This is a genomic window from Chryseobacterium sp. FH1 (assembly GCF_000735135.1).
GTDB lineage: Bacteria > Bacteroidota > Bacteroidia > Flavobacteriales > Weeksellaceae > Epilithonimonas.
Genome location: NZ_JPLZ01000005.1, coordinates 206470 through 230562, shown reverse-complemented (window position 1 = coordinate 230562; position 24093 = coordinate 206470). Strand labels below are relative to the sequence as shown.

22 protein-coding genes are annotated in these 24093 nt (G+C 37.0%); 7 read left to right on the top strand and 15 right to left on the bottom strand.

The features are described 5' to 3' along the window. Nucleotides 1-7: 7 nt before the first annotated feature. Entirely contained in the window at nt 8-3076 is a 3069-nt protein-coding gene (locus IO90_RS06825; RefSeq protein WP_034965209.1) for a DNA polymerase III subunit alpha, read from the bottom strand. A 21-nt stretch (nt 3077-3097) separates the two neighbouring features. Then, nucleotides 3098-4246 (bottom strand): DNA polymerase IV, encoded by a 1149-nt coding sequence (dinB, locus tag IO90_RS06820; RefSeq protein WP_034965207.1) that lies wholly within the window; start codon nt 4244-4246, stop codon nt 3098-3100. Nucleotides 4247-4307: 61 nt separating this feature from the next. On the opposite strand from dinB, the gene IO90_RS06815 reads away from it, so the two are divergent. The 3 genes from IO90_RS06815 to IO90_RS18320 all read left to right on the top strand — a co-directional run bounded on the left by IO90_RS06815 (nt 4308) and on the right by IO90_RS18320 (nt 7735). Next, nucleotides 4308-5084 (top strand): XRE family transcriptional regulator, encoded by a 777-nt coding sequence (locus IO90_RS06815; protein ID WP_034965205.1) that lies wholly within the window; start codon nt 4308-4310, stop codon nt 5082-5084. A gap of 9 nt (nt 5085-5093) precedes the next feature. Next, nucleotides 5094-5717: an alpha-ketoglutarate-dependent dioxygenase AlkB family protein gene (locus IO90_RS06810; protein ID WP_228374653.1), complete on the top strand. Its 624-nt coding sequence runs from the start codon at nt 5094-5096 to the stop codon at nt 5715-5717. A gap of 152 nt (nt 5718-5869) precedes the next feature. Next, nucleotides 5870-7735: a T9SS type A sorting domain-containing protein gene (locus IO90_RS18320; RefSeq protein WP_051878377.1), complete on the top strand. Its 1866-nt coding sequence runs from the start codon at nt 5870-5872 to the stop codon at nt 7733-7735. Between the two features lie 51 nt (nt 7736-7786). Here the strand turns inward: IO90_RS18320 and IO90_RS06800 are convergent, their stop codons facing one another. From IO90_RS06800 to IO90_RS06765, 8 genes are all read right to left on the bottom strand, one after another. Then, complete coding sequence (locus IO90_RS06800; protein ID WP_076768772.1) at nt 7787-9049, bottom strand: M20/M25/M40 family metallo-hydrolase; 1263 nt, start codon at nt 9047-9049, stop codon at nt 7787-7789. A 91-nt stretch (nt 9050-9140) separates the two neighbouring features. Beyond that, the gene (locus IO90_RS06795) at nt 9141-10319 is read right to left on the bottom strand and encodes a M28 family peptidase (RefSeq protein ID WP_034965201.1); all 1179 of its coding nucleotides are present in this window, start codon (nt 10317-10319) and stop codon (nt 9141-9143) included. Between the two features lie 79 nt (nt 10320-10398). Next, complete coding sequence (gene rplT, locus IO90_RS06790; protein WP_034965198.1) at nt 10399-10743, bottom strand: 50S ribosomal protein L20; 345 nt, start codon at nt 10741-10743, stop codon at nt 10399-10401. Nucleotides 10744-10861: 118 nt separating this feature from the next. Further along, nucleotides 10862-11059, bottom strand: coding sequence for a 50S ribosomal protein L35 (gene rpmI, locus IO90_RS06785; RefSeq protein WP_034965196.1), 198 nt, complete (start codon nt 11057-11059; stop codon nt 10862-10864). 196 nt (nt 11060-11255) lie between these two features. Beyond that, nucleotides 11256-11786 carry a translation initiation factor IF-3 gene (infC, locus tag IO90_RS06780; RefSeq protein ID WP_051878375.1) on the bottom strand — a complete coding sequence of 177 codons (531 nt, stop codon included), beginning with the start codon at nt 11784-11786 and terminating at the stop codon, nt 11256-11258. Nucleotides 11787-11855: 69 nt separating this feature from the next. Beyond that, entirely contained in the window at nt 11856-13799 is a 1944-nt protein-coding gene (gene thrS / locus IO90_RS06775) for a threonine--tRNA ligase (protein WP_034965195.1), read from the bottom strand. 165 nt (nt 13800-13964) lie between these two features. After that, entirely contained in the window at nt 13965-14675 is a 711-nt protein-coding gene (locus IO90_RS06770; protein ID WP_228374652.1) for a DUF2268 domain-containing putative Zn-dependent protease, read from the bottom strand. Between the two features lie 307 nt (nt 14676-14982). Further along, nucleotides 14983-16518: a hypothetical protein gene (locus tag IO90_RS06765; protein WP_034965191.1), complete on the bottom strand. Its 1536-nt coding sequence runs from the start codon at nt 16516-16518 to the stop codon at nt 14983-14985. A gap of 149 nt (nt 16519-16667) precedes the next feature. Here IO90_RS06765 and IO90_RS06760 point away from each other — a divergent pair, with 149 nt between their 5' ends. The 4 genes from IO90_RS06760 (at nt 16668) to leuB (ending at nt 21197) form a co-directional block, all read left to right on the top strand. Next, complete coding sequence (locus tag IO90_RS06760; RefSeq protein WP_076768771.1) at nt 16668-17831, top strand: 2-isopropylmalate synthase; 1164 nt, start codon at nt 16668-16670, stop codon at nt 17829-17831. A 3-nt stretch (nt 17832-17834) separates the two neighbouring features. Next, nucleotides 17835-19220 (top strand): 3-isopropylmalate dehydratase large subunit, encoded by a 1386-nt coding sequence (gene leuC, locus IO90_RS06755; protein WP_034965188.1) that lies wholly within the window; start codon nt 17835-17837, stop codon nt 19218-19220. A gap of 190 nt (nt 19221-19410) precedes the next feature. Next, nucleotides 19411-20007, top strand: coding sequence for a 3-isopropylmalate dehydratase small subunit (gene leuD, locus IO90_RS06750; protein WP_034965187.1), 597 nt, complete (start codon nt 19411-19413; stop codon nt 20005-20007). A gap of 50 nt (nt 20008-20057) precedes the next feature. After that, nucleotides 20058-21197: a 3-isopropylmalate dehydrogenase gene (gene leuB, locus IO90_RS06745; protein WP_228374651.1), complete on the top strand. Its 1140-nt coding sequence runs from the start codon at nt 20058-20060 to the stop codon at nt 21195-21197. Between the two features lie 71 nt (nt 21198-21268). On the opposite strand, the gene IO90_RS06740 is transcribed toward leuB, so the two are convergent. The 5 genes from IO90_RS06740 to IO90_RS06720 all read right to left on the bottom strand — a co-directional run bounded on the left by IO90_RS06740 (nt 21269) and on the right by IO90_RS06720 (nt 24093). Further along, nucleotides 21269-21766 carry a hypothetical protein gene (locus tag IO90_RS06740; RefSeq protein ID WP_034965185.1) on the bottom strand — a complete coding sequence of 166 codons (498 nt, stop codon included), beginning with the start codon at nt 21764-21766 and terminating at the stop codon, nt 21269-21271. A 193-nt stretch (nt 21767-21959) separates the two neighbouring features. Continuing rightward, entirely contained in the window at nt 21960-22457 is a 498-nt protein-coding gene (locus IO90_RS06735; RefSeq protein ID WP_034965183.1) for a hypothetical protein, read from the bottom strand. Nucleotides 22458-22611: 154 nt separating this feature from the next. Then, nucleotides 22612-22791: a hypothetical protein gene (locus IO90_RS06730; protein ID WP_034965181.1), complete on the bottom strand. Its 180-nt coding sequence runs from the start codon at nt 22789-22791 to the stop codon at nt 22612-22614. A gap of 11 nt (nt 22792-22802) precedes the next feature. Continuing rightward, nucleotides 22803-23414, bottom strand: coding sequence for a DUF4230 domain-containing protein (locus IO90_RS06725; RefSeq protein WP_034965180.1), 612 nt, complete (start codon nt 23412-23414; stop codon nt 22803-22805). Between the two features lie 133 nt (nt 23415-23547). Beyond that, nucleotides 23548-24093, bottom strand: a complete 546-nt coding sequence (locus IO90_RS06720; protein WP_034965179.1) for a TlpA family protein disulfide reductase — start codon at nt 24091-24093, stop codon at nt 23548-23550.

Genomic DNA, 24093 nt, shown 5'->3' with positions numbered 1-24093 from the left:
AAGATTACTAACTAAACTTCTGCCTCGGCAAATTAATCTCGTGTGCCTGAGGATAAGGTTTTCGGGACGTCATACTGACATCTTCTCTGATTTGCTTGTGGACATCGTACTGCTTTTCTTTGTCATAAGCGTAACGCGGGTCAGGAATCATTGGCATCTTTGCCATCTTATGAATCGTGATGGTCGGAAAATGATAATCCACTTCTACCGTTCCCAACAAAAGATAACAACCGCCACCCTGAAATTGATATTTTTCCAAACTGTCCGGAAAATGGGCGGTATCAAAATAATCACCATTCACATCAACCCAAGTTCCGAAAAACATTGCGCCTTTTTTCGTGGGAACGTGTTTTCTGGAAATAAGATATGCTAACATTTTCACTTGACTTTTATGAAACTTCAGCAAATCTTTCACGAAAACATTCCCTCTGAATTTGGTTTGTAACAAGTCAAATGGACTGCACGAAACAGGAAATCCGATGATTTCAACTTCATCAAAAGCATCTTCAAACTGTTCTCGTTTCAGTTCAGGAAGTTTAAAGTCATTGGCTGGTTCATCGAAAAGAGCAATATTTCTGTTCTCAATTTTATAATTGATTAATAGCAATCTCGCTTCCACCAAAAGTTCGTTTTTAGGCTTTCCCGTAAATCTGAAAGCACCAATGAAAATCAATATTTGAATGGTTTCAATCCCAATCGGAATGCGTTTAATGAAGTTTTCCAGAGATTTGTAATCGCCGTTTTTCTCCCGTTCTTCGGAAATGATTTGAGCCACTTTTGTCTCAAGCGATTGCAAAACCATAAAGCCCAGATAGATTTCTTTTCCTTTCAAAATCGTTTGATAGTCGCTGTTGTTGACACAAGGATTTTGGACATCAGCGCCAGACATTCTCGCTTCGTGGATGTAAACTTCCGTCCGGTAAAAACCACCTTGATTATTGATGACCGAAACCATAAATTCCAACGGATAATAGACCTTCAAATATAAACTCTGGTAACTTTCCACCGCGTAAGAAGCCGAGTGCGCCTTACAAAAAGAATAGCCCGCAAAAGATTGAATCTGCCGGAAAGCTTCTGTTGTCATTTGCTCTGAATGTCCTTCTTTTTTACAGGATTCAAAAAAATTGACTTTAACCTCATTCAATTTCTGAATTGAACGTTCCTTTCCACTCATCGCCCTTCTCAAAATATCACCATCCGCGTGAGAAAGGCCACCAAAATATTGGGCAATTTTTATCACATCTTCTTGATAGACCATAATACCGTAAGTCTCTTTCAGGTTTTCCTCAAACACCGGATGAAAATATTCAAATTGGTTGGGATGATTGTGCCGGAAAATATATTCCCGCATCATTCCACTTTGCGCCACGCCGGGTCGAATGATGGAGGAAGCGGCCACCAAAGTTCTGTAATTGTCACATTTCAATCTTCTCAGCAGTCCACGCATTGCCGGACTTTCGATATAAAAACAGCCAATCGTTTTGCCAATCGCTAAATATTCATTGCAAACAGATTCGTCCTTAGAAATAGAAGTGTCCCGAATGTCAATCTCAATGCCTCTGTTTTTTTTGATTAATTCTACGGTGTCATTGATGGTTCCAAGTCCTCGCTGAGAAAGGATATCAAACTTTTCCAGACCAATATCTTCCGCAACATTCATATCAAATTGAGCAATTGGAAATCCTTTTGGAGGCATTTCCAAAGCCGTGTAAGTTGTGATGGGTTCTTCAGAAATCAAAATTCCGCAAGCGTGCATACTTCGTTGGTTCGGAAATTTTTCCATTAATTGTCCATATTCTTGCACCAACTTTACAATCGAGTTTTTGTCGTGGTTTTCCATCGATTTACCAGCCAAATTGTCAAGCTCCTCTTTGGGCAACCCAAACGCTTTCCCCACTTCCCGAAAAATCGATTTATATTTGAATTCTACATTAGTTCCACAAAAAGCAACTTTATCTTTTCCGTAGGTGTCAAAAATATATTGGATAATTGCATCTCTATTTTGCCAACTCCAATCGATATCAAAATCGGGTGGAGAAGTTCGGTTTAAATTTAGAAATCTTTCAAAATAAAGGTCCAGTTCTATCGGGCAAATATCCGTAATTTCGAGGCAATAACTGATAATGGAATTGGCGCCACTTCCACGCCCGACGTGCATAAAGCCCATCTCGTTGCTGTGCCGAACAATGTCCCAAGTAATCAGAAAATACGCCGAAAATTTGAGTTCGCCAATCACTTTGAGTTCCTTTTCAACTCTGGTTTTGGCAACTTCATCATTTGCGCCATATCGTTTTTCCAAACCCGAATAAGCAAGCTCGGTCAACAATTTCATATCCTCTTCCAGAGATTCTTTAAAATATTTTTTATTCTTATTTTCAGTGCTTCGCGGTTCTTTATATGTAAATTCAAAACTACATTCAGCGAGAATATTTTTTGTGTTGTTAATGATTTGAGGATAATGTTCGAATGATTTTATTAAATCAATTTCAGGTTTGAAATGTTCCGATTTTCTGCAAATGTCATCTTTAGAAAGTTTAGAAATCAAGGTATTTCCGTCAATTGCTCTCAGGATTCGATGAAGATTATATTCCTTTTTCGTGCTGAAAGTGACAGGTTGAAGAACAACCATTTTATTGATTTTATCTTTAAATTCCGGCCGAATCAACAGATTCAATTCTTCTTCTCGGATTCCGATGAATTCATTTTCTTTCAGAGTTTCAGGAATATTTTGAATTGGATAAACAACAAATACTTGGTTGTAATTCGGAGCCGTTTCAGAAAGTTCAACGCCGTCGCAATTATGTCCAGTTAAAATCTTATTCACTTCTCCAATTCCACTGAATTCCTTCGCAATTGCAATATATAAGAGTTTGTTTTCTTTTCTCACTTCAATGCCTGCAATCGGTTTGATTCCTTTTTTTTCACATTCTTTTTTGAAATCATAAATCGCGGTCACCGTATTAATATCGCTCAAAACCAATGTTTTGATTCCAAGTTCGGAAGCTTGCTCTACCAGATTTTGAGCCGATAAAGTGCCGTAACGAAGGCTGTGAAAAGAGTGACAGTTGAGATACATTTAAATTAAAATTTTAAAAAATTATTTGCCGAAATCATAACCGGAAGCTCGTCCAAGCGCATCTTTTCCGAATCGGTTTTTGAGGTAATCCATCGTCTGGTAAAGGCTCATTTGTTCCTCGGTGTCTTCAAAAAGATTCATCTGGTGATTGCCGTGAACCAAATCTGTGAAACGCAAACCGACGAGTCTGATTCGCATTCTCCTCGTATAAACTTTGTTGAAAAGTTCAAGCGCCACTCTGGACAACGTGTGGTCGGCAGACGTGTAAGCGACTTTGTGTTGCTTGGTTTCCGTATCGAAATTGGAATATCGGATTTTGATGACGACCGTGGAAGTCAGCCATTTTTCCTGTCTTAATTGGTAGGCTAATTTTTCTGCCATTCCCGAAATCAACCTTTTTATTTCCAAAACATCAATAGAATCCGTTGCAAAAGTTCGTTCTGAAGAGATTGATTTTTTTTCGGAGTAGGGAACGACGGGATTTTCATCAATGCCGTTTGCTTTTTTCCAAAGTTCTTTTCCGTTCGCACCAATCATTTGTTGAAGAACCAAAACGGGCATTTCGGAAAGAGTGTGAATAGTTCGTACACCAATCCTCGAAAGAAGCTGAAACGTTTTATCGCCAACCATCGGAATTTTTTTGACAGAAAGCGGATTTAAAAAAGGCTGAATTTCTGTTTCTCTGATTTGAAATTTTCCTTCAGGTTTCGATTCTCCGGTTCCGATTTTTGAAACGGTTTTGTTATTGGATAAAGCAAAACTTATCGGAAGTCCGGTTTCTTTTTTTACAGCTGATGCAATTTCTTTAGTCCATTGGTAACAGCCGAAAAATTTGTCCATTCCGGTCAGGTCAAGATAAAATTCATCGATGCTCGCTTTTTCCATTAACGGCACTTTATCTTGAATGACTTCTGTGACCAAATGAGACATTTTAGAAAAATTCTCATAATCGCCTTTGACTACTTTTGCATCTGGGCAAAGTCTGAGTGCCATTCTAATCGGCATCGCAGAACGCACCCCAAATTTTCGCGCTTCATACGAGCAAGAAGCCACCACGCCACGGTCGCCACCACCGATTATCAGAGGGATTTCGTTGAGTTCTGAGTGGTTCAGTCTTTCGCAGGACACAAAAAAAGTATCCAAATCCATATGTACAATTGCTCGATTCACGTGACAAAATTAGTTACATTTTAAAACAAAATGATTATATTTGTTGTTACAAATTATAACAATGTCAATTTTTTCAGATAACATCAGGTTTTTAAGAGCAAAGAAAATGACGACTCAACAGGAGTTGGCAGACACCTTAATTATCACAAGGTCACGGTACGTTTCTTATGAAGATGGCCGTTCGGAACCGCCGTATGACGTGCTTATCACGATGTCAAAATTCTTCCACATCAGCATCGATTTGCTTTTGACCGTGGACATCCGGAAATATCCTTTGGAAGAAATGATGAATCTGCCGGACAACAGAATCGTACTGCCAATCATCGTAGATAATTTGGGCAACAACAGCATCGAAATCATTCCCCAAAAAGCGTCGATGGGTTATTTGTCGGGTTACAGCGACCCGGAATATATCGAAAGTCTTCAACGGATTTCATTGCCATTTTTGACGAATGGGAAATATCGGGCTTTCCCTGCGCAAGGTGATTCTATGCCACCTTTCAAGGATGGTTCGTTCATCATCGGGAAATATGTGGAAGATATTGAGGATTTGAAAATCAATAAAAGTTACATTTTCGTGACTTTGAACGACGGGATTTCCTATAAACGATTCAAAGGTCAAAAGAAAAAAGCCATCGAGGTTTCGGCGGACAATTCTTTTTACAAGCCTTATGAGATTCCGTTGAGCGAGATTGTGGAAATCTGGCAATATGCGTCGGGGATTTTTCCTGAGGATTTTGAACCCGATAATTTTGATAATTATAATTTGAAAGATATGTTTTTGGAAATCCGAAAAGATATCAAAGCGTTGGACAACAAGGTTTCGAATTCCAAATAAATTTTAAAAATGTACAGTACAGATATGCAACTCAGTTTGTTTGATGCAGGCGAATATTACCAATTTCCGACCGAGTTATTGGATTATACCGAACATTTTTTGTCTGAAGAAAGAGCAACGGAAATTGAAAAAAATCTCATCGAAACCGTTCCATGGAAACAAAGCACGCAAAAAATGTTTGATAAGGAAATCCTGACACCTCGTTTGACAGCTTGGTATGGCGACGATGAAAAATCTTATCATTTGGGAGGCAATGAATTCAGTGTGAATGCGTGGACGCCGGAACTTTTGGGATTAAAATATAAAATCCAGAAATTGACTGGTCATCAATTTAATTCTGTCTTGCTTAATTTCTATAGAGACGGAAATGATTCTGTGGCTTGGCATCGCGACAAGGAAAGCGAATTGGGAAATCGACCTGTGATTGCATCGGTAAGCTTCGGGCAAGTGAGGAATTTTGATTTTCGAAAGAAGAACAATCATCAGAACAAATATACTTTGCCACTTCAGCACGGCTCGTTGCTCATTATGAAAGGCGATTTGCAGACCAATTGGGAGCATCGAATTCCCAAATCTGCCAGACCAATGAAACCTCGGATCAATCTGACTTTTCGGAATATTCGGGAATTGTAGATATTAAAAATTGATTTTTAGTTATTATGTTAAGTTTAATGATTGGTTATTTATTTTGATTTTTAACTAATTAAATTGATATTTTTTTAAGTTAATAATTTATAATTTGATTAAAAATTATTATTTTTGCAACTGAATTAAAAAAAATACTTATGAAATTAAAAATCAATCTTCTTGTTGCCGGTTTTGCATTGACATTTTCTACAATGTATGCGCAGACGACGACACTCGAATCAAAAGCAAAAGAATGGATAGCCAAAAATCCTAACAAAGTTGGAATGGCTCCCAAAGATAATTTTGAATTCAAATCTTCAAGAAAAAGCTTGTCTGGCGAAACTTTGAGATTTCAACAAGAGATCAAAGGAGTTCCAGTTTATGAAGGTGATATCGCTATTCACTTCAATAAAAAAGATGAGATTACTTATGCATCTGATATTTCGCTACAAAAGGTCAATCAAAATATTAATACAATTCCTTTGATATCCTCTGATGAAGCGTTTAAAAAAGCTTTGGTAGAATCTAAAGTCAAAGGTGAAATTGTCAATCAAGAAAATAAACTTTTTATATTTCTTACTGATTCTGGCGAAACAAAATTAGTGCATCGTATTGTCGTGAAATCTTATGAAACCAAAGGGAGTTGGGAAGTTATGATTGATGCCCACACAGGAGAGGCAATTATTGTACGCGATATTGCCATTTACAACAAACATTCTGACGACAAAGACAAAAAGAAAAAAAGTAAAAGTAGCAACAATACTAATTCTGATAAAGCATTAAAAGCAACTGGAACAGCTTATATCTATGAGCCAAATCCAATCAATAAAATGCAAGTGACCTATAGTGGACAATATGTAGACGGGAACGATGCAACTAATGCCAGCTTGGATGCCGCACGTACTTTGGTTACGGTACCTGAGTTAGAATTAAGTGGTGGACTATACAAATTGAGAAGTAAATATGTTGCAATTAAAGAAATAGAAGCTCCTAACAAAGGACTTTTCTCACAAGCAAGTAACAATTTTCTATTCAATAGATTTGATGATGGATTTGAGGCGATCAATGTTTTCTATCATTTGAATCAAAGTTTGATTTACATTAATGAAACTTTAGGAATTCCTTGTGTTCCTGCGCGTAACAATGGTGTTCTGTCTTTTGATCCGCATGGCGTGGATGGTGAGGATCAATCTTATTATGATCCATCTGCACAAGAATTGGTTTTTGGCGAAGGAGGTGTAGACGATGGGGAAGATGCACATGTTATTTTGCATGAGCTCGGTCATGGGGTTCACGCTTGGATGGTAGGCGGAAATGGTTCTTCCAGACAAGGTTTGGGAGAAGGCTCGGGAGATTATTGGGCGATGTCTTACAGTAGAAGTCTGAATCAATGGCCATCCAGCAGACCAGAATACAATTGGGTCTTTAGTTGGGACGGGCATAATCCTTTCTGGCCAGGACGTGTGACCAATTATCCAACTAAGTATACTACAAATATCAGCAATTCTGCAAATATCCATCGAGATGGTCAGATATGGGCGACATGTTTGATGAGAATATATGATAGAATTGGCAGAGAAAAAACAGACCGTATATTTTTGGAAGGTCTTGGAATGACCAATTCTACTACCAATCAACAAGGAGCTGCAGTTGCAGTAAGACAGGCTGCGATCGATATGGTAGGAACTTACGGGTTTACTTGTGATGATATTGCCGTCATTTCTGAAGAAATGACAACAACTGGATATACGATGCCTACTTACCAATGCACTGTAATGGCTGTGGATGACATCATTAAAAATTCGGTAACTGTTTATCCAAATCCTGCGAAAGATAATTTGACAGTTTCTATGGATTTCAAAAAAACGGAAACAGCAGAAATCTATAGCTTGGAAGGTAGAAAAATGTCCGAGTCTACTATCAGTTCAAATAATAATGTGATCAACGTTTCCAGACTTAGCAAAGGTGTTTATTTGTTAAAGATAAAAGGAACCGATATTGTTCAGAAATTTATAAAAAATTAAAAATAATTATTAAAAAAAAACCGATTGTAATTTCAATCGGTTTTTTTTTATTTAGAATTTCACGTTGAAGATTTTTTCTTCGCCATTTCGTTTTACAGTCACCGGATGTTCTTCGCCAGCTTTTATTTTGGAGAGACAGTCCATATAAGAATAGACTTCTTTCACCTCGCAAGTTCCTATTTTTGTAAGGACATCACCTTGCAGGATTCCTGCGTTAGCGGCCGGTCTGTTATCGATGACGCCGTCGATGCCCATTCCGTCTTTGTTGTCGGCGTAATTTGGCATAATTCCCAAACTTACTTTATATTTTGGAACTGATTTGCTGGCTACCACTTTGGTTTTCACAAACGGAATTTCTTTTTCATTTCCTAGAGCATTAGCCAGATCAAAAACATAATTGGCAATCACTGTTCCGCCTGAGTAATTGATCTTGTCTGAATCATCAGTCGGTTTATGATAGTCGTTGTGCGTTCCTGTGAAAAGGAAAAGAACCGGAATATCTTTCAAATAAAAAGAAGTATGATCACTTGGTCCGACGCCAGATTCGTCTAAAGCTAGATTGAAACCTTCAGGCTTGTATTTTTTCACCAATTCGGGTAGGATAGGAGAGGTTCCGACGCCACCAACGGTTAAATCTTTGTTGCTGTTAAGCCGCCCAACCATGTCCATATTAATCATAAAAACGGTATTTGGATAGGTGGTTTTGATGGTTTCTGCTAATTTTTTGGAACCCATCAAGCCATCTTCCTCACCTGAGAATAATGCGAAAACGTAATTTGCATTTTCCTTGATTTTATTTTGAGAAAACATTCTTGCCAATTCTAAAACTGTGGCTGTTCCCGATGCATTATCATCGGCGCCGTTGTGGATTTGTCCAGCAGAATTTGCTAAAGTAGAATTGTGATGTTCATTAAGACCCAAATGGTCGTAATGCGCACCAATCACAATGGTTTTTTCAGCTTTGTTGTCCAAAAATGCAATCACATTTTTACCTTTTACTGGCGTTGATGTTTTATCGTCGTGTGGATTTAGTTTCACACTGTATTCAAAATTTTGGATGAATTCTTTTCCTTCGTAAGGTTTCAATCCTAACTTTTTGAGCTCGCCAGAAAGATAGTTTGCGGCTTTTGTTTCACCTTCAGAACCAGTTAGTCTTCCTTGCAATTCGTCGGAAGCTAGGTAAGTAATATGTTTTTTTAGGTTACTTTCGTTGGCGTGTTCAACTTGTGTTTTTCCTTGAGAAAAATATAAAACAGAAATTCCGAGTAAGGAAAGTGTAGTTAGTTTTTTGAAATAAGTTTTTGATAGAAACATTGGTTCTAATTTTTATTAAGAACAAATCTAAGCATAAAAAATAAGCCTTAAATAATAAGGCTTATGATTTTTGTTATGGGAAGTTTTTCGATTATTCTATGATAATCTTCTTAGTCACTTTTTCATTTTCGATGATTAATGTTCCAAGATAAACGCCAGGTTTCAAATTTGAAATGTCAATTTGACGATTGTTGTTTTTATTGATCAAAATCAGACTTCCACTCATATCCGTCAATTCAAATGTAAAAGCTTTTGAGGTTTTATCCATTTTTAGATTTAAAATATTCTTTGCCGGATTTGGATAAAATTGTATAGATTCCAATATTTTTGATGTCTCATCCACGGCTAAAGTCATTTTAGAGGCTACCGAAAAATGTTGAATAGCGCCAGTTGCTGCTTTCCCAACGTTATAAACATACACAGGATCCATATTCACCAAAAGATCATTTGCCGTGTGAACGTAAGGATTGTTATAACCACCTTCATATTCCCAATATCCAGTAATAATTTCCCCATTTTGTTGGAAAGGAACATAATCTGTACTTTCTGCTGGATCAAAATCTACACCCAATGGCGAATAGAGTAGAGTACAATTAGCTAGTTCCTGAACTGCAATTGCCGCCGCTGCATTGTTGCTAGTTGGAGAAGCTTGATCGCGGTCGTGATAAAGTTTATTGTTGGTCCTGTTTTTCAATCCGCCAACTTGATCTAGGTTCACCACTACTTTGATGTCCATTTTCGGACTTGTTCCATTCACGATTTGTGAAACATATCTGGAGCTTCCCAAGAGTCCTTGCTCCTCACCAGAAAAATGAATGAACTTGATGGAGTATTCTGTCGGAACATCTTTTAAAATCCGGGCAATTTCCAAAATAATAGACGTTCCACTTCCGTTGTCATTCGTCCCAGGTCCATTGATAGAATCGAAATGTCCACAAACAATCACGAATTTATTTGGATAAAGACTTCCTGTTTTGGTGACAATCAGATTTTTGGATGAAAGTCCGCTGGCTGTCCAAGAATGCTCTTGGAAATTCTCTGTGGCGTAACCGAGCGCTGTATATTTATTCTTAAGCCAATTGAAGGCATTGTTATTCTGTGTCGTTCCAGTTCTCTTCACGCCCAACGCTTCAAACTCCTGCAAATATGTATTGACATTGGTTTGAGAAACCTGATTCGCTCTGTCCTGATAAGCTTGAATAAAAGTTTGGGCATTGACAAATTGAAGAGATGATAATAAAACTAATGAACTGATATATTTTTTGAACATTATTAAATTAATTTTCAGCAAAAATAGAAAAATCCTGAGATAATTCTCAGGATTTTATATTGATAACAAAGATTTGTAATTATTTTACTTGATCTACAACAGCTTTGAAAGCTTCTGGATAGTTCATTGCAAGGTCTGCAAGCACTTTTCTGTTTAGCTCGATGTTGTTTTTCTTAAGAGCTCCCATAAACTGAGAGTAAGTCAATCCGTGCTCTCTAGCTCCTGCGTTGATACGCATTACCCAAAGGCTTCTGAAACTTCTTTTTTTCTCTTTTCTACCACGGTAAGCATAAGACATTGCTTTTTCTACCGCATTTTTTGCTACAGTCCAAACGTTCTTTCTTCTACCGAAAAAACCTTTAGCCTTTTTTAAAACTTTTTTTCTACGCGCTCTAGACGCTACAGAATTTACTGATCTTGGCATAATTTAAATTGTTTTTTTGAAAAGGGCGGAACTAGTTGAATAGAACTCTTAGGGGCACCGTTTCAGGGTTAATTTTTGAATTGTTTTAATTCTTATAAACCGAAATGATTTATAAAAACTACTTTAACGCTAATTGACGTAGTACACTTTTCTTGTCCACTTCTGCAACGTAAGAAGTTTGCGTTAGATTTCTCTTTTGCTTAGTTTCTTTCTTTGTCAAGATGTGGCTTTTGAAAGCACCTTTTCTTTTGATCTTTCCGGTTCCGGTAAGAGCAAAACGCTTTTTAGCACCTGATTTCGTTTTTAATTTTGGCATTGTTTTGCTTTTTATGTTTTGTTATCAATATCTATTTTTATTATTAATGAACATCTCCACGAATAATAGTTTGCAAAATTACAAAAAAATTCTGAAACTGTGGCGGTAAAATCTGTGTTTGATTTTATTAATTCAAAATGCAAAAAACCTCAAAAACTAATTTGAGGTTTTATATATCAATTGAATGGTATCAATATTATTTAGCAGGCTTTTTAGGGCTCATCATCATAATCATTCTTTTCCCTTCGAGCTTAGGAAGCTGGTCTACTTTTCCAACGTGCTCCAGATCCTGGGCAAGTTTCAAAAGAAGGATTTCTCCTTGGTCTTTGAAGATAATAGAACGGCCTTTGAAGAAAACATAGGTTTTCAGTTTCGAACCTTCTTCCAAGAATTTCTCAGCGTGCTTTTTCTTGAAGTCGTAATCGTGGTCATCGGTCTGAGGACCAAATCTGATTTCTTTTACAACTACTTTTATCTGCTTCGCTTTTAGCTCTTTGGTTTTTTTCTTTTGCTCGTACAAGAATTTTTTATAATCAAGGATACGAGAAATGTAAGGCTCAGCTTTATCAGAAATTACGACAAGGTCAAGCTCTTGCTCTCTTGCAATTTCTAAAGCTTTTGATAACGGATAAACGCCTGGTTCTACGTTGTCACCAACAAGACGTACTTCGTTTGCGCGAATCTTTCCGTTGATTTGATGGAGGTCTTCTTGGACTGGACGTCTCATCGGACCTCTGCTGTTGTTTCTTTTTAGTGCTATGGTTTTAAATTTTAAAATTAATAATTTGTTGTCAGCTTATTGGTTTGCTCCCAATTCAAATGCCGGTTTTGCCTGCTCTTTGAAATAAGAGATGAAGTCTTCTACTTTCATTTCTCCCAAATCGCCTTCGCCTCTTCTTCTTACAGAAATTGTGCCGTTGTTTTCCTCGTTCTCACCTACAATAAGCATAAATGGTAACTTTTTCAATTCGGCATCACGGATTTTCTTACCCGTTTTTTCGTTTCTGTCGTCTATCAATCCGCAAATATCGTGAATTTCCAATGATTCTGAAACTTTTTTTGCATAATCTGAATATTTTTCACTGATTGGCAAAATAGTAAACTGTTCAGGACTCAACCAAAGTGGGAAATCACCCGCTGTATTTTCAATCAATATCGCAATGAAACGTTCCATAGAACCAAACGGCGCTCTGTGAATCATCACTGGTCTGTGCTTCTCGTTGTCGCTTCCGTTGTACCAAAGGTCAAATCTTTCCGGTAAATTGTAATCTACCTGGATTGTTCCCAACTGCCAGCTTCTTCCCAACGCATCTTTTACCATAAAGTCAAGCTTCGGACCGTAGAAAGCGGCTTCGCCATATTCGGTTACAGTTTTCAAGCCTTTTGCTTTTGCAGCAGTTACAATGGCGTTTTCTGCTTTTTCCCAATTCTCATCGGAACCAATATATTTTTCTCTGTTTTCTTTGTCTCTTAATGAAATTTGAGCTGTAAAATCAGCAAATCCAAGCGAACCGAAAACATAAAGTACAAGGTCAATCACTTTTTCGAATTCCTGTAACAATTGGTCTGGCGTACAGAAAAGGTGCGCGTCATCCTGAGTAAATCCACGAACTCTCGTCAAGCCGTGTAATTCTCCAGATTGCTCATATCTGTAAACTGTCCCGAATTCCGCATAACGCTTCGGCAAATCTTTGTAAGACCATTGTTGCGCTTTGTAAATCTCGCAGTGGTGCGGGCAGTTCATTGGTTTTAATAAGAATTCTTCACCTTCATTCGGTGTTTTGATTGGCTGGAAACTGTCCTCGCCATATTTTTCCCAGTGTCCTGAAGTGATATATAATTCTTTAGCTCCAATGTGCGGAGAAATTACGAATTCGTAACCTTGTTTTTTCTGAGCTTTGGAAAGGAATTCTTCTAATTTTTTTCTAAGCGCAGCTCCTTTTGGCAACCAAAGTGGAAGTCCGGCACCAACTTTTTCTGAGAATGCAAAAATCCCCAATTCTTTACCCAGTTTTCTATGGTCTCTTCTTTTCGCTTCTTCAAGTCTTTCAAGATATTCTGTCAGCTCTTTTTGTTTAGGGAAAGAGATTCCGTAAACTCTGGTCAGCTGTGGGTTTTTCTCGTCACCTCTCCAGTAAGCACCGGCGGCGTTCAATATTTTCACCGCTTTTACGATTCCTGTTGATGGGATATGTCCACCTCTACAAAGGTCTGTAAAGTTGTCGTGCGTTACGAAAGTGATTTCGCCATCAGGCAGATTTTCAATCAATTCAGTTTTGAAAGGATTGTCTGCATATTCCTTTAATGCATCAGCTTTGGAAACTTCACGTAGGTTGAAAGTCGAATTTTTCTTAGCATTTTCTAAGATTTTCTTTTCCAGCTTTTCGAAGTCTTTTTCAGACAAAGGCTCTCCTCCGAAATCTACATCATAATAGAATCCGTTTGCGATTGCAGGCCCGATTGTCAGCTTAGCTTCTGGATAAAATTCCATAATAGCCTGAGCCAGCAAGTGGGCAGAAGAATGCCAGAATGCTTTTTTACCCATATCGTCATTCCACGTCAGTAGTTGCACTGTAGAATCTTCCGTTATCGTGGTGTCTACTTCTGTCTGTTTTCCGTTTACGACGGCAGAAATGGTGTTTCTTGCCAAACCGTCACTGATACTTTGTGCAACTTGTAGTGGAGTAACTGCTCCTTCATATTCTCTGATGCTACCATCAGGAAGAGTAATTTTTAGCATTATGACTGAAATTTTTAGGATGCAAAAATAGTGATTTTTTAAAGAACAATTACGAGTTAACGAAAAATTATATCGTGAAGGTTTTTAATATTAAGGAGTTAACTAATAACTTTGTGAAAAATTGAATAATTGCTTTCTTGCCATCTTTTAAAGCCTTGGAAATACTTATAATTTATCAATATATTGTTCGTAGTCACTTTTTTCCAAAACCTCTTTAGCGGTTAATTTGTAAATGTCTTTCCAAGAATTTTTCCCGTATTTTTCTACGTATTTTGATACAATTCTAAATCCTAACCAATAATTTAAAGTTTTAGGAGCTTCAGGAAAAAGTTTATGTCTGTCATTTCGCAATAAAGGATTGTTACCTGATAAATCTGAAAAATAAGATTTTGTCTTTTTGAAAATTTCTTTTTCATTTTTTATAAACCAATCCCAGTCTTGTTTTGACATATTTTCAACAGCTTCATATTCAGTAATGTTTTTGTCAAAAAAAATATAAGTGAAATAACAAGCAAATCCTTCATCAATTGTTTGGCTTAGCGCAGAATTTTTATCAACGTCATTGTTTCTGAACTTCTCATAAACCAAATGATTTAATTCGTGGGGCAAACCCTTTTGTAATGTATAACTGATGTTTATCGATTGATTGTTTAATTCTAGCGCAAATTGTTGCGAATCACATCCACCAAAACCAATTCCGGATATTGGCGTGAAAAGAAGACTGATTTTTGCGTTTGGTTGATAGGGAACCAGGCGACTGAATTTTTCAAGATTCGATTTGATTAATTTGTCAATATTTATCTCAGTAATAGTCTTTGTTTTATCAATAAAATCAATTTTATCTTTGTCGAAAAGTGTCCTGTTCCATTTTACCATTCCTTGTTCATTATTGAAACGGGTTGCATTTTCATCTCCAAAAATCTGAGCATAGCAACTATCCCATAGTTTTCGATGTGGCAAATAGACATTTTTTACAATTATTGTGGAGTCAAACTCATCGTTCTTATGTGCTAAAATTTGAGATTTGAATAAATTATGGATGGTAATATTCTGGATTTTTATGCTGTCGGAAATTTTTGCAATCTTTTCAAAGTCGAAATCATTGTTTTTCCTCACTGAGCAAGAAGACAAAATCAGTATTGCTAGAAGCAGAGTTATGTTTTTCATTTAATTTTAATCGTGATTATTTTAGCTTAACTTTCTCTTTTATAATCTCGATGACGTCCACATTTCTGACTTTCGATTTTACCCAGCCGTGGATGTCGATATAGACAAGCGTTCTTTTGTCGTATCGGTTTTTTTCTGATTCCTGAAGATGTTTTTCGAATTCCTTGAAAGTTGAAAGTTGCGCGTTGGAATTTTGGTCATTGATTTTCTTGAAAAAATCTACAATTCTGAAATGCAAATTGCCTGGATTTTTCATCTTTTTCACAAACTTGATTGTGCTTTTTACAAAGTCATCGTAATCGTCATCAAAACCAGCTTCGAACTTCGCCATCAGAATCAAAATCCTCGTGTGGAAAAGTAAATCCTCCTGAATATTTCCTTTTGAATTAATGATTTTCAAACCATATTTGATAGTGTTTTGATATTGTTTACTGCCAAAATACATCGATGCGATTTTCAAATAAAGAATTAGGAAATGATGTTCATCTATCTTGTCCCGATGTTTTTCCATTTTTAATTCCAGTTCGGGAATCATCTTTGTGCCACCGAAAAAATCTCCTTTGATGAAGTAAAGATTCATTTTGGTGTTATAATAATTAAGAAAAATCAACGACTGCGAATTCTCATTGTGAATGAAAGTATCCGATTTTATAACTCGACTGAATTTTTCAAAACTTTCTTCAATCCTTTTAATATTGCCATAGAGAAACAAAATTTTGAACAAATAAGTATTTCCTTTGATGTACCAAACCGGATGGTTTTTTATCATTTCAGGATTGTCGTGGAACAGTTCTACCCATTGATAGGCGTATTTCAAAGTGTATTTATAATCCTGCAAAAGCTGATTTTTCCAAACGTGCGCTTTGAAATACCAAAGTTTCTCAGTGAAATTAAGTTTGTTAAGGTCAATTTTTTTGACTTTCTTATCGAATAAATCAAGGATTTTCTCACGGTCTTCGTCATTTTTGATGTAACCGTGTGTCAGCATCTCGCTGTACAATTTCAAAGACAAATTGGAAAGTTGAGTGGCGTAACTATTTTGTTTATTGATTTCGGTCGATTGCAGAATCAATTCATCTGCACGTCCATCAATACTTCTTGTAATGAATTGAGATTCAATCACTTTTTCAAGTTCAATGATTTCGGAGGCGATACTTTTTTCATCTAAGTCCAATGCGGATTGTTTGGCTTTGTCAAGGATTTTCAAAGCTTGCTTGTACAAACCTTTTTGATAAAGAATCGTAGCGAAATCAAGCTGTTCACGCAATTGGATTCTGCTGTTTTGAAGACTTGGATTTAGTCTCAGACTTACCAGAATTTGTTTATACAGATGCGCTTTCAGATTGGAAAGTTGCTGTTTCGATGATATTTTTTTATCAATAATAACTTCCTCACTATATTCTTTCATTTTGTCCAATTCAGAAAAAAGTAGGAGAAATTTTGCATCGACGTTAATTCCAAGTCGGTTCACGTACAACTTAAACTGACGCTTTTCCGAGGTCGAAAGTGACTTTATAAGTACGAATAAAAAATCTTTCTGTAATTCTGACATTGTAAATTTAAAATATATAAATAATTGATAATTAATTTGTTGTCAATTATTTTAAAGGAATTGAATATTGTATTTTTTGGAAAGTCTCAATCAGATATCATAAATCAAATTCTACTTTTGAATATCAAAATTAGGTAAAAAACTTTATTATGAATCCGGAAAAAATTGAAATTTTTGATACGACGTTGAGAGATGGTGAGCAGGTTCCCGGATGTAAACTCAATACTGAACAAAAAATAATCATCGCCGAGAAACTAGATTTTCTTGGCGTTGATATTATCGAAGCAGGCTTTCCAATTTCCAGTCCCGGCGATTTCCAATCCGTTCAGGAGATTTCGAAAATCGTAAAATATGCGAAAGTTTGCGGATTGACGAGAGCCAACAAAAAAGATATAGAAATCGCGGCGGAAGCTTTGAAATATGCAAAAAGACCAAGAATCCACACCGGAATAGGAACTTCGGATTCTCACATCAGATTCAAATTCAATTCTACACGAGAGCAAGTTTTGGAACGAGCGATTGAAGCGGTGAAATATGCAAAGAATTTCGTGGATGATGTGGAGTTTTATGCAGAAGATGCAGGAAGAACTGATAATGATTTCCTGGCAAAAGTTTGTGAGGAAGTCATCAAAGCCGGCGCAACTGTGCTTAATATTCCTGATACGACGGGTTATTGCCTGCCGGAAGAATATGGGAGAAAAATAAAATACCTGAGAGAAAACGTAAAAGATATTGACAAAGCAATTTTGTCCTGCCATTGTCACAACGACCTTGGAATGGCAACCGCAAATTCAATCTCAGGAATTATCAACGGCGCCAGACAAATCGAATGTACGATTAACGGACTTGGCGAACGTGCCGGAAATACGGCTTTGGAAGAAGTCGTGATGATTATAAAACAACACCCTGACCTTAATTTCTTCACCGATATCAATTCCAAAATGCTGAACGAGATGAGTTATCTGGTTTCTGAAATGATGGGAATGCCGGTTCAACCAAACAAGGCAATTGTCGGTGCAAATGCATTTGCGCACAGTTCCGGGATTCATCAGGATGGCGTTATCAAAAACCGAGAAACCTACGAAATCATCGACCCGAGAGAAGTCGGAATCAATGAGTCTTCCATTGTTTTGACCGCAAGAAGTGGACGTTCTGCTTTGGCTTATCGATTCAAAAATATTGGTTTTGATGTGACAAAAGTGGAGTTGGACTTTTTGTATCAGGAATTCTTGAAAATCGCCGACACCAAAAAAGAAGTTAACAATGATGATTTAAGCTTTATGATGAAATCATTTAATCAAAAAATTGGATAGAAAATGAGCCAAAGCAAAACACTATTTGATAAAGTTTGGGATGCGCACGTTGTAGAAACCGTTCCGGATGGACCTCAGGTGATTTATATCGACAAACATTTGATTCACGAAGTTACGAGTCCACAGGCTTTTGCGGAATTGGAGGCAAGAGGTTTGGAAGTTTTTCGTCCGAATCAGATTGTGGCAACTGCCGACCACAACGTTCCGACTTTGGGACAGGAATTGCCAATCAGAGACGAATTATCGAGAACACAGGTTCAGCAACTGACAGAAAATTGCGAAAAAAATAACATCGAGTTGTACGGGCTTGGACATCAATATCAAGGCATTGTTCACATCATCGCACCAGAATTGGGGATTACACAGCCTGGAATGAGTATTGTTTGTGGCGACAGTCATACTTCCACGCACGGCGCTTTTGGTGCCATTGCTTTTGGAATTGGAACGAGTCAAGTTGCGCAGGTTTTTGCGAGTCAGTGTTTATTGATGAACAAGCCAAAATCAATGCGGGTTTCTGTGAATGGAAAACTGAATAAAGATGTTCAGGCGAAAGACGTGATTCTTTATATTATTTCGAAAGTCGGAACCGATTCCGGAACTGGATATTTCTGCGAATATGCAGGAAATGTCTTCGAAGAAATGTCGATGGAAGGGCGAATGACCGTTTGCAATATGAGCATCGAAATGGGAGCACGAGGCGGGATGATTGCACCCGACGAAACCACTTTCGATTATGTAAAAGATAAAACCTTCGCACCAAAAGGAGATGAGTGGAATGAAAAAGTCGAGTATTGGAAAACTTTAAAATCCGATTCTGACGCTGTTTTCGATAAGGAATTTGAATTCTCAGCAGAAGATATCCAACCAATGATAACTTACGGAACCAATCCAGGAATGGGAATTTCTATCGATTCCAAAATTCCAACTGCTCAAAATGAATCCGAGGAAAAAGCTTTGAAATATATGGGAATTGATGCAGGACAATCAACGTCAGACATCAAAGTAAATTATGTGTTCATCGGAAGTTGTACCAACGCCAGAATTGAGGATTTCCGTTCCGCTGCAACTTATGTCAAAGGAAAGCAAAAAGCTGAAAATATTGTGGCTTGGCTGGTTCCGGGTTCACAAAAAGTAGCGAAACAAATTTATGATGAAGGATTGGATAAAGTCTTTAATGATGCAGGTTTTCAAATCCGCCAGCCGGGATGCTCCGCTTGTCTGGCAATGAATGACGATAAAATCCCAGAAGGTGAATATTGTGTTTCCACTTCCAACAGAAACTTCGAAGGCCGACAAGGTCAAGGCGCAAGAACACTTTTGGCAAGTCCGTTGACCGCTGCGAAAGTTGCTGTGGAAGGTAGAATCCCTGCTTTTGAAAATTTGAATTAATGACAAACTGGAATTTAGAGTCTGTTTAAATTTCATTGAAATTGTTTCCCCAGCCCTAAAGGGAGCAATTTTAATGAAATTTGAAAGCATTTTTCCTCCCTTTAGGGTTTCGGTAAAGAGAAATTCTTTATAAATTTTAAACTAGGCTCTTAAACATTGAATTTTAAATCTTGAACATCGAATTAAGCATATGCAAAAATTAGTTTTAATAAAATCTCAGGCCGTTCCGTTGCCGAGCGAAAATATAGATACCGACCAGATTATTCCGGCACGTTTCCTCAAAAGCATCAGCAAAGAAGGTTTTGGCGAAAATCTTTTCAGAGATTGGCGGTATAATGTTCACACGAATGAACCAAATCCTGACTTCGTTTTGAATAATCCTAAATATTCCGGCGAAATTCTGGTTGCAGGAAATAACTTCGGATGTGGAAGCAGCAGAGAGCACGCGGCTTGGTCGTTAACGGATTATGGTTTTAAGGTCGTTGTGTCAAGTTATTTTGCTGATATTTTCAAAGGTAATGCACTTAATAATGGATTGCTTCCAGTGAAAGTTTCTGAGGATTATTTTAAAGATTTAATGGAAACCATTACGCAAAATCCTTCAACTCAAATTACGGTTGATGTCGAAAAACAGACAATTTCATTCAATGACAAAACAGAAAGTTTCGAGTTGGATTCTTACAAAAAAATATGCCTGATAAATGGCTACGACGATATTGATTTTTTAACGAGCAAAAAAGAAGCGATTCAGAAATTTGAACAAAAAACACAGAAAGTAATTGGCTGATGGCGATTGGCTTTTAGCTGATAGCTTTAAAATCAAACTTTTGATAATTAATGTATGATAAATTATTTATGAATAAAACTTATAAAATAGCAGTTTTGCCAGGCGATGGCATCGGTCCGGAAGTGACCAACGAAAGTGTGAAAGTCTTGAAAGTGATTGGCGAAGCTTATCAATATAATTTTCAATTTGATTATGGCGTGATGGGCGCTGAAGCAATTTATCAAACCGGAAATCCTTTGCCAGACGAAACTTTGGAATTATGCAAAAATTCTGATGCTGTTTTGTTCGGCGCAATCGGCGACCCAGCTTTTGATAACAATCCTGACGCGAAAGTACGTCCAGAACAAGGTTTGTTGAAATTGAGAAAAGAATTGGGATTATTCGCCAACATCAGACCAATCAAAACTTACGCTTCATTAATCAAAAAAAGTCCTTTAAAAAGAGAAATCGTTGAAGGAACGGATATTCAAATCTATCGTGAGTTGATTAGCGGCATCTATTTCGGAGAAAAATTCACTGAGGAAAATGGTGATTACGCTTACGATGTCTGCAGATATTCCAAAGAGGAAATTAAAGGAATTGCATATTTAGCTTTTCAAGACGCTCAGAAAAGAAAGAAAAAACTGACCTTGATTGACAAAGCCAACGTTCTAGACACATCCAGACTTTGGAGAAAAATCGTGAAAGAAATTGCTTTGGAATATCCAGATGTAAAAGTGGATTTTATGTTTGTTGATAACGCTGCAATGCAGATGATTCTGAACCCAAAACAATTCGATGTGATTTTGACAGAAAATATGTTTGGCGATATTATTTCTGATGAAGCCAGCGTGATTGGCGGTTCTATTGGTTTATTGCCTTCCGCATCAATTGGAAATGACAACGCACTTTTCGAACCAATCCACGGTTCGTATCCTCAAGCGAAAGGAAAAGGAATTGCCAATCCAATTGCTTCCATCCTAAGTGCCGCAATGATGCTCGACCATTTGGAACTGACACAAGCAGCGAATAAATTAAGAGAAAGCGTGGAAAATGCCATCGAAAGCAGATATGTGACGATTGACCTGAATCCAGATGTCAATTACTCGACCAGTGAAGTAGGGGATTTCATTTCGGATTACATTCGTTTTTCGGAAAGGTCGTACTACAACCACGAGAATGTACAGTTAGGAAAATCCACGATTGTTTGATTCAAAAAAATAAGAGCTAAAAAAATCAGCTCTTATCATATTGGTGTAAAATTAAATTAAGATATTCTGGTTTAGTCTAACTTGCCAAGCGAATCCATCTTGTCAACCATTCCTTGCTCGGGCGTGTTGGAAGGAATTCTCTCATCCGTGAAATAAAGGTCATTTTTTGCTTTCGCGATGATTCTTGCTCTTTTGCTTTCGGAGATTGGATATTCGTTTGGCGTGTCTGGATATTTGTCTGCGAGATAAGTTCTTGTTTTTTCTTCGACATCTATCGCGCCATTGTCATCCAATATTGTCTTCGCTGCGTTCGCGTCTTCTTCCGTTTCAGCATAAACTGAAATCGTACTGCTGTCGATACTTGCATATTCGTAGCGGTCCCTTTCTACGGTGTCTCTATCAAACAGCCAATCGAAAAAGCTGGCTTTTCTGTCGGTGTCGATTTCTTTGATAGCTTCAACTTCAGATTTGGAAATGCTGTAATCATACAATCCAGCTTCTTCCAATTTTGTGATAACATTCCTGCTTTCTGTGTCGTTTGGGAAAATCCCGATAATAGTGTAAGACATAATAATATTTTTTTGGTGGTTAAACTTATTTGTATCAATCAAAACAAAAATTGTGGCAGAAAAGGAAATGAATATGATTTTAACATTTTTTATTATTTTAATCCATCAAAAAAGCACACAAAAAAAACCTTCCGAATAAATCAAAAGGTCTTTGTAATAAAATTTCATAATGGGAAATTATGATTCTAATTATTTAGCTGATTTTGAAACCGAGTCCATCCGGTTCATCAGCAATCCAATTTTCGTGATGGTGATGTCTTCGATTATTGGTAAAGAATAGGTTGTTCTTTGCCTTAGAAATGATTTTTGCATTTCTGCTTTCAGAAATCACATATTCGCGATGTGCATCAGCGTAATTTTCAGACATGAAATCCTGGGTTTTTTCTTCCACATTCACAGCGCCATTGTTGTCCAAGATATCTCTCACGATGTGTGCGTCTTGCTCTGTTTGCAGATGTACGGTGATCGTGTTGTGGTCTATACTTGCGTATTCGAATCGGGCTCTTTCGAGATGATTGTCATCAAACAACCAATTCCAAAACCCATTTTTCTTCTCAATATCTACATTTTTAGTCATTTCTTTTTCAGAATGAGAAACACTATAATCGTAGTAACCAGCATTTTCTAATTTTAAAAGGACCTTGTCTGCTTCCGCTTGATTCGGGAAAAGCCCTACAACAATATAAGACATAAGCTGTAATGTTTGGTGAAACGAAATTTAAAGAACACATAGGAATTAATTTTTATAAGTCTTAATTCCTGATGTTAAATATACATTAATTTTATTAAATAAATAAGCCTCTCAAAATAAATTGAAAGGCTTATTGGTTTTTTCACAAAGAAAATTACTTTTCGGTGTTATCTGTTTTTCCGTCTTTATTAACTTTTGAACTTTTATCAACATCATTTTTGTCAATGTCAGGCGGGTTTTTCTTGTCAGATGATGCTGGAATATCTCTGAAATCTTCCGTCTGTTTTTTCTGCTCAGACGAGTTGTTGCTTTCTTGTTTTTTATCTGGATTCATAACAATTGTATTTATAATTCATTTGAAGGAAACGTATTTGTTTTGTCTTCAATAGAATAATGCAAGGCTTTTGCCAAAACGAAAATATCGTTGAGATTATCTTTCAATTGTTTCTGGCTTTGCTGTTTCAAACTTGCCTGATTCACGCTTTTGGTCATATTTTTCTTTGCAGATTCCATCACGCCGTTGATGTCTTTTTGAGAAAATCTGTTGATGGCGTAATCATCCATGAAATGAATTTTCACATCCGGGAAAATCTTGATCTCTGGCTGAGGAAGTTCTTGCAGAATCAATTTTTTATTCACCGTGTCCACATCAATTTTCATCCGTTTCAAATCGTAGGAAACCTGTGCTTTTGCAGTGGTGTAAAGAACCATTTCTCTAGGTAGGATATCAAATCCTGCAATGCTTGCCGCCGAACTTTTGTGTGTTTGGAAACTCGAAAAATCCTGTTCCAAAACCACCATTTTATTTATTTTCTGAATCTGATTCGTGATGAGGTAATAATCTTGATTGATGAGCGCTGCATCTTCTTTCTTGTTGCAACTTCTCCACGATAGAAATAGGAAAACCGTAAGAATGATTCCGAAAATAAAAGAAAGGATGCCTGTGTATTTTGTCATTGATTTTGAATTTTACAGCAATATTTAAACGTGGAATCTTATGCAGCCCGACTTGAGTGGAAATCCTTTTTTGCGACTGGAAAAGCCAAGGCAAAAAGATTGGGAACGGAAGGCGGAATAGCTGCCCAAATTATTATTTAAATAAACCTGAATTATTATCTTTTTTCAAAATATTAAGCAAATCTTTCTCCAAAAATCCTGTTTCGGGCATTTCTGTGATTCTTCCGATTTCTTTTCCGTACTTTTTGACGATGATGGTTGGAACTCTCGTTATATTGTAAATTCCTTCTTCGCCAGCTGGAGATTCCTTTTTGCGGTTCACGGCAATGATTTGCATTTTTTCTGTGTTGTATTTCAAAGTTTCCAGAATTTTTATCAACCTCGGAAATTCTCTGTGGCTGTCTTCGCACCAACTTCCGACAAAAACAACCAAACTATAAGAATTGAGTTTTTCTTTTCTTAATTCGGTTAAGCTTGTTTGGTCAATTTGATATCGGTTGTATTCCTCATCAAACCAAGTTTTGTAAGGTTCTTTTCGGAATTGGTCAAGCCTCTGCGTTCCCAAAAGCATTTTGCCATCGTGCTTGGATTCTACTTCTCTGTTTACGATTACTCGTTGCGCGCAAGAGTTAAGTGCAATGAGAGCAATGATTCCTAATAAAATTGAAATTTTTTTCAT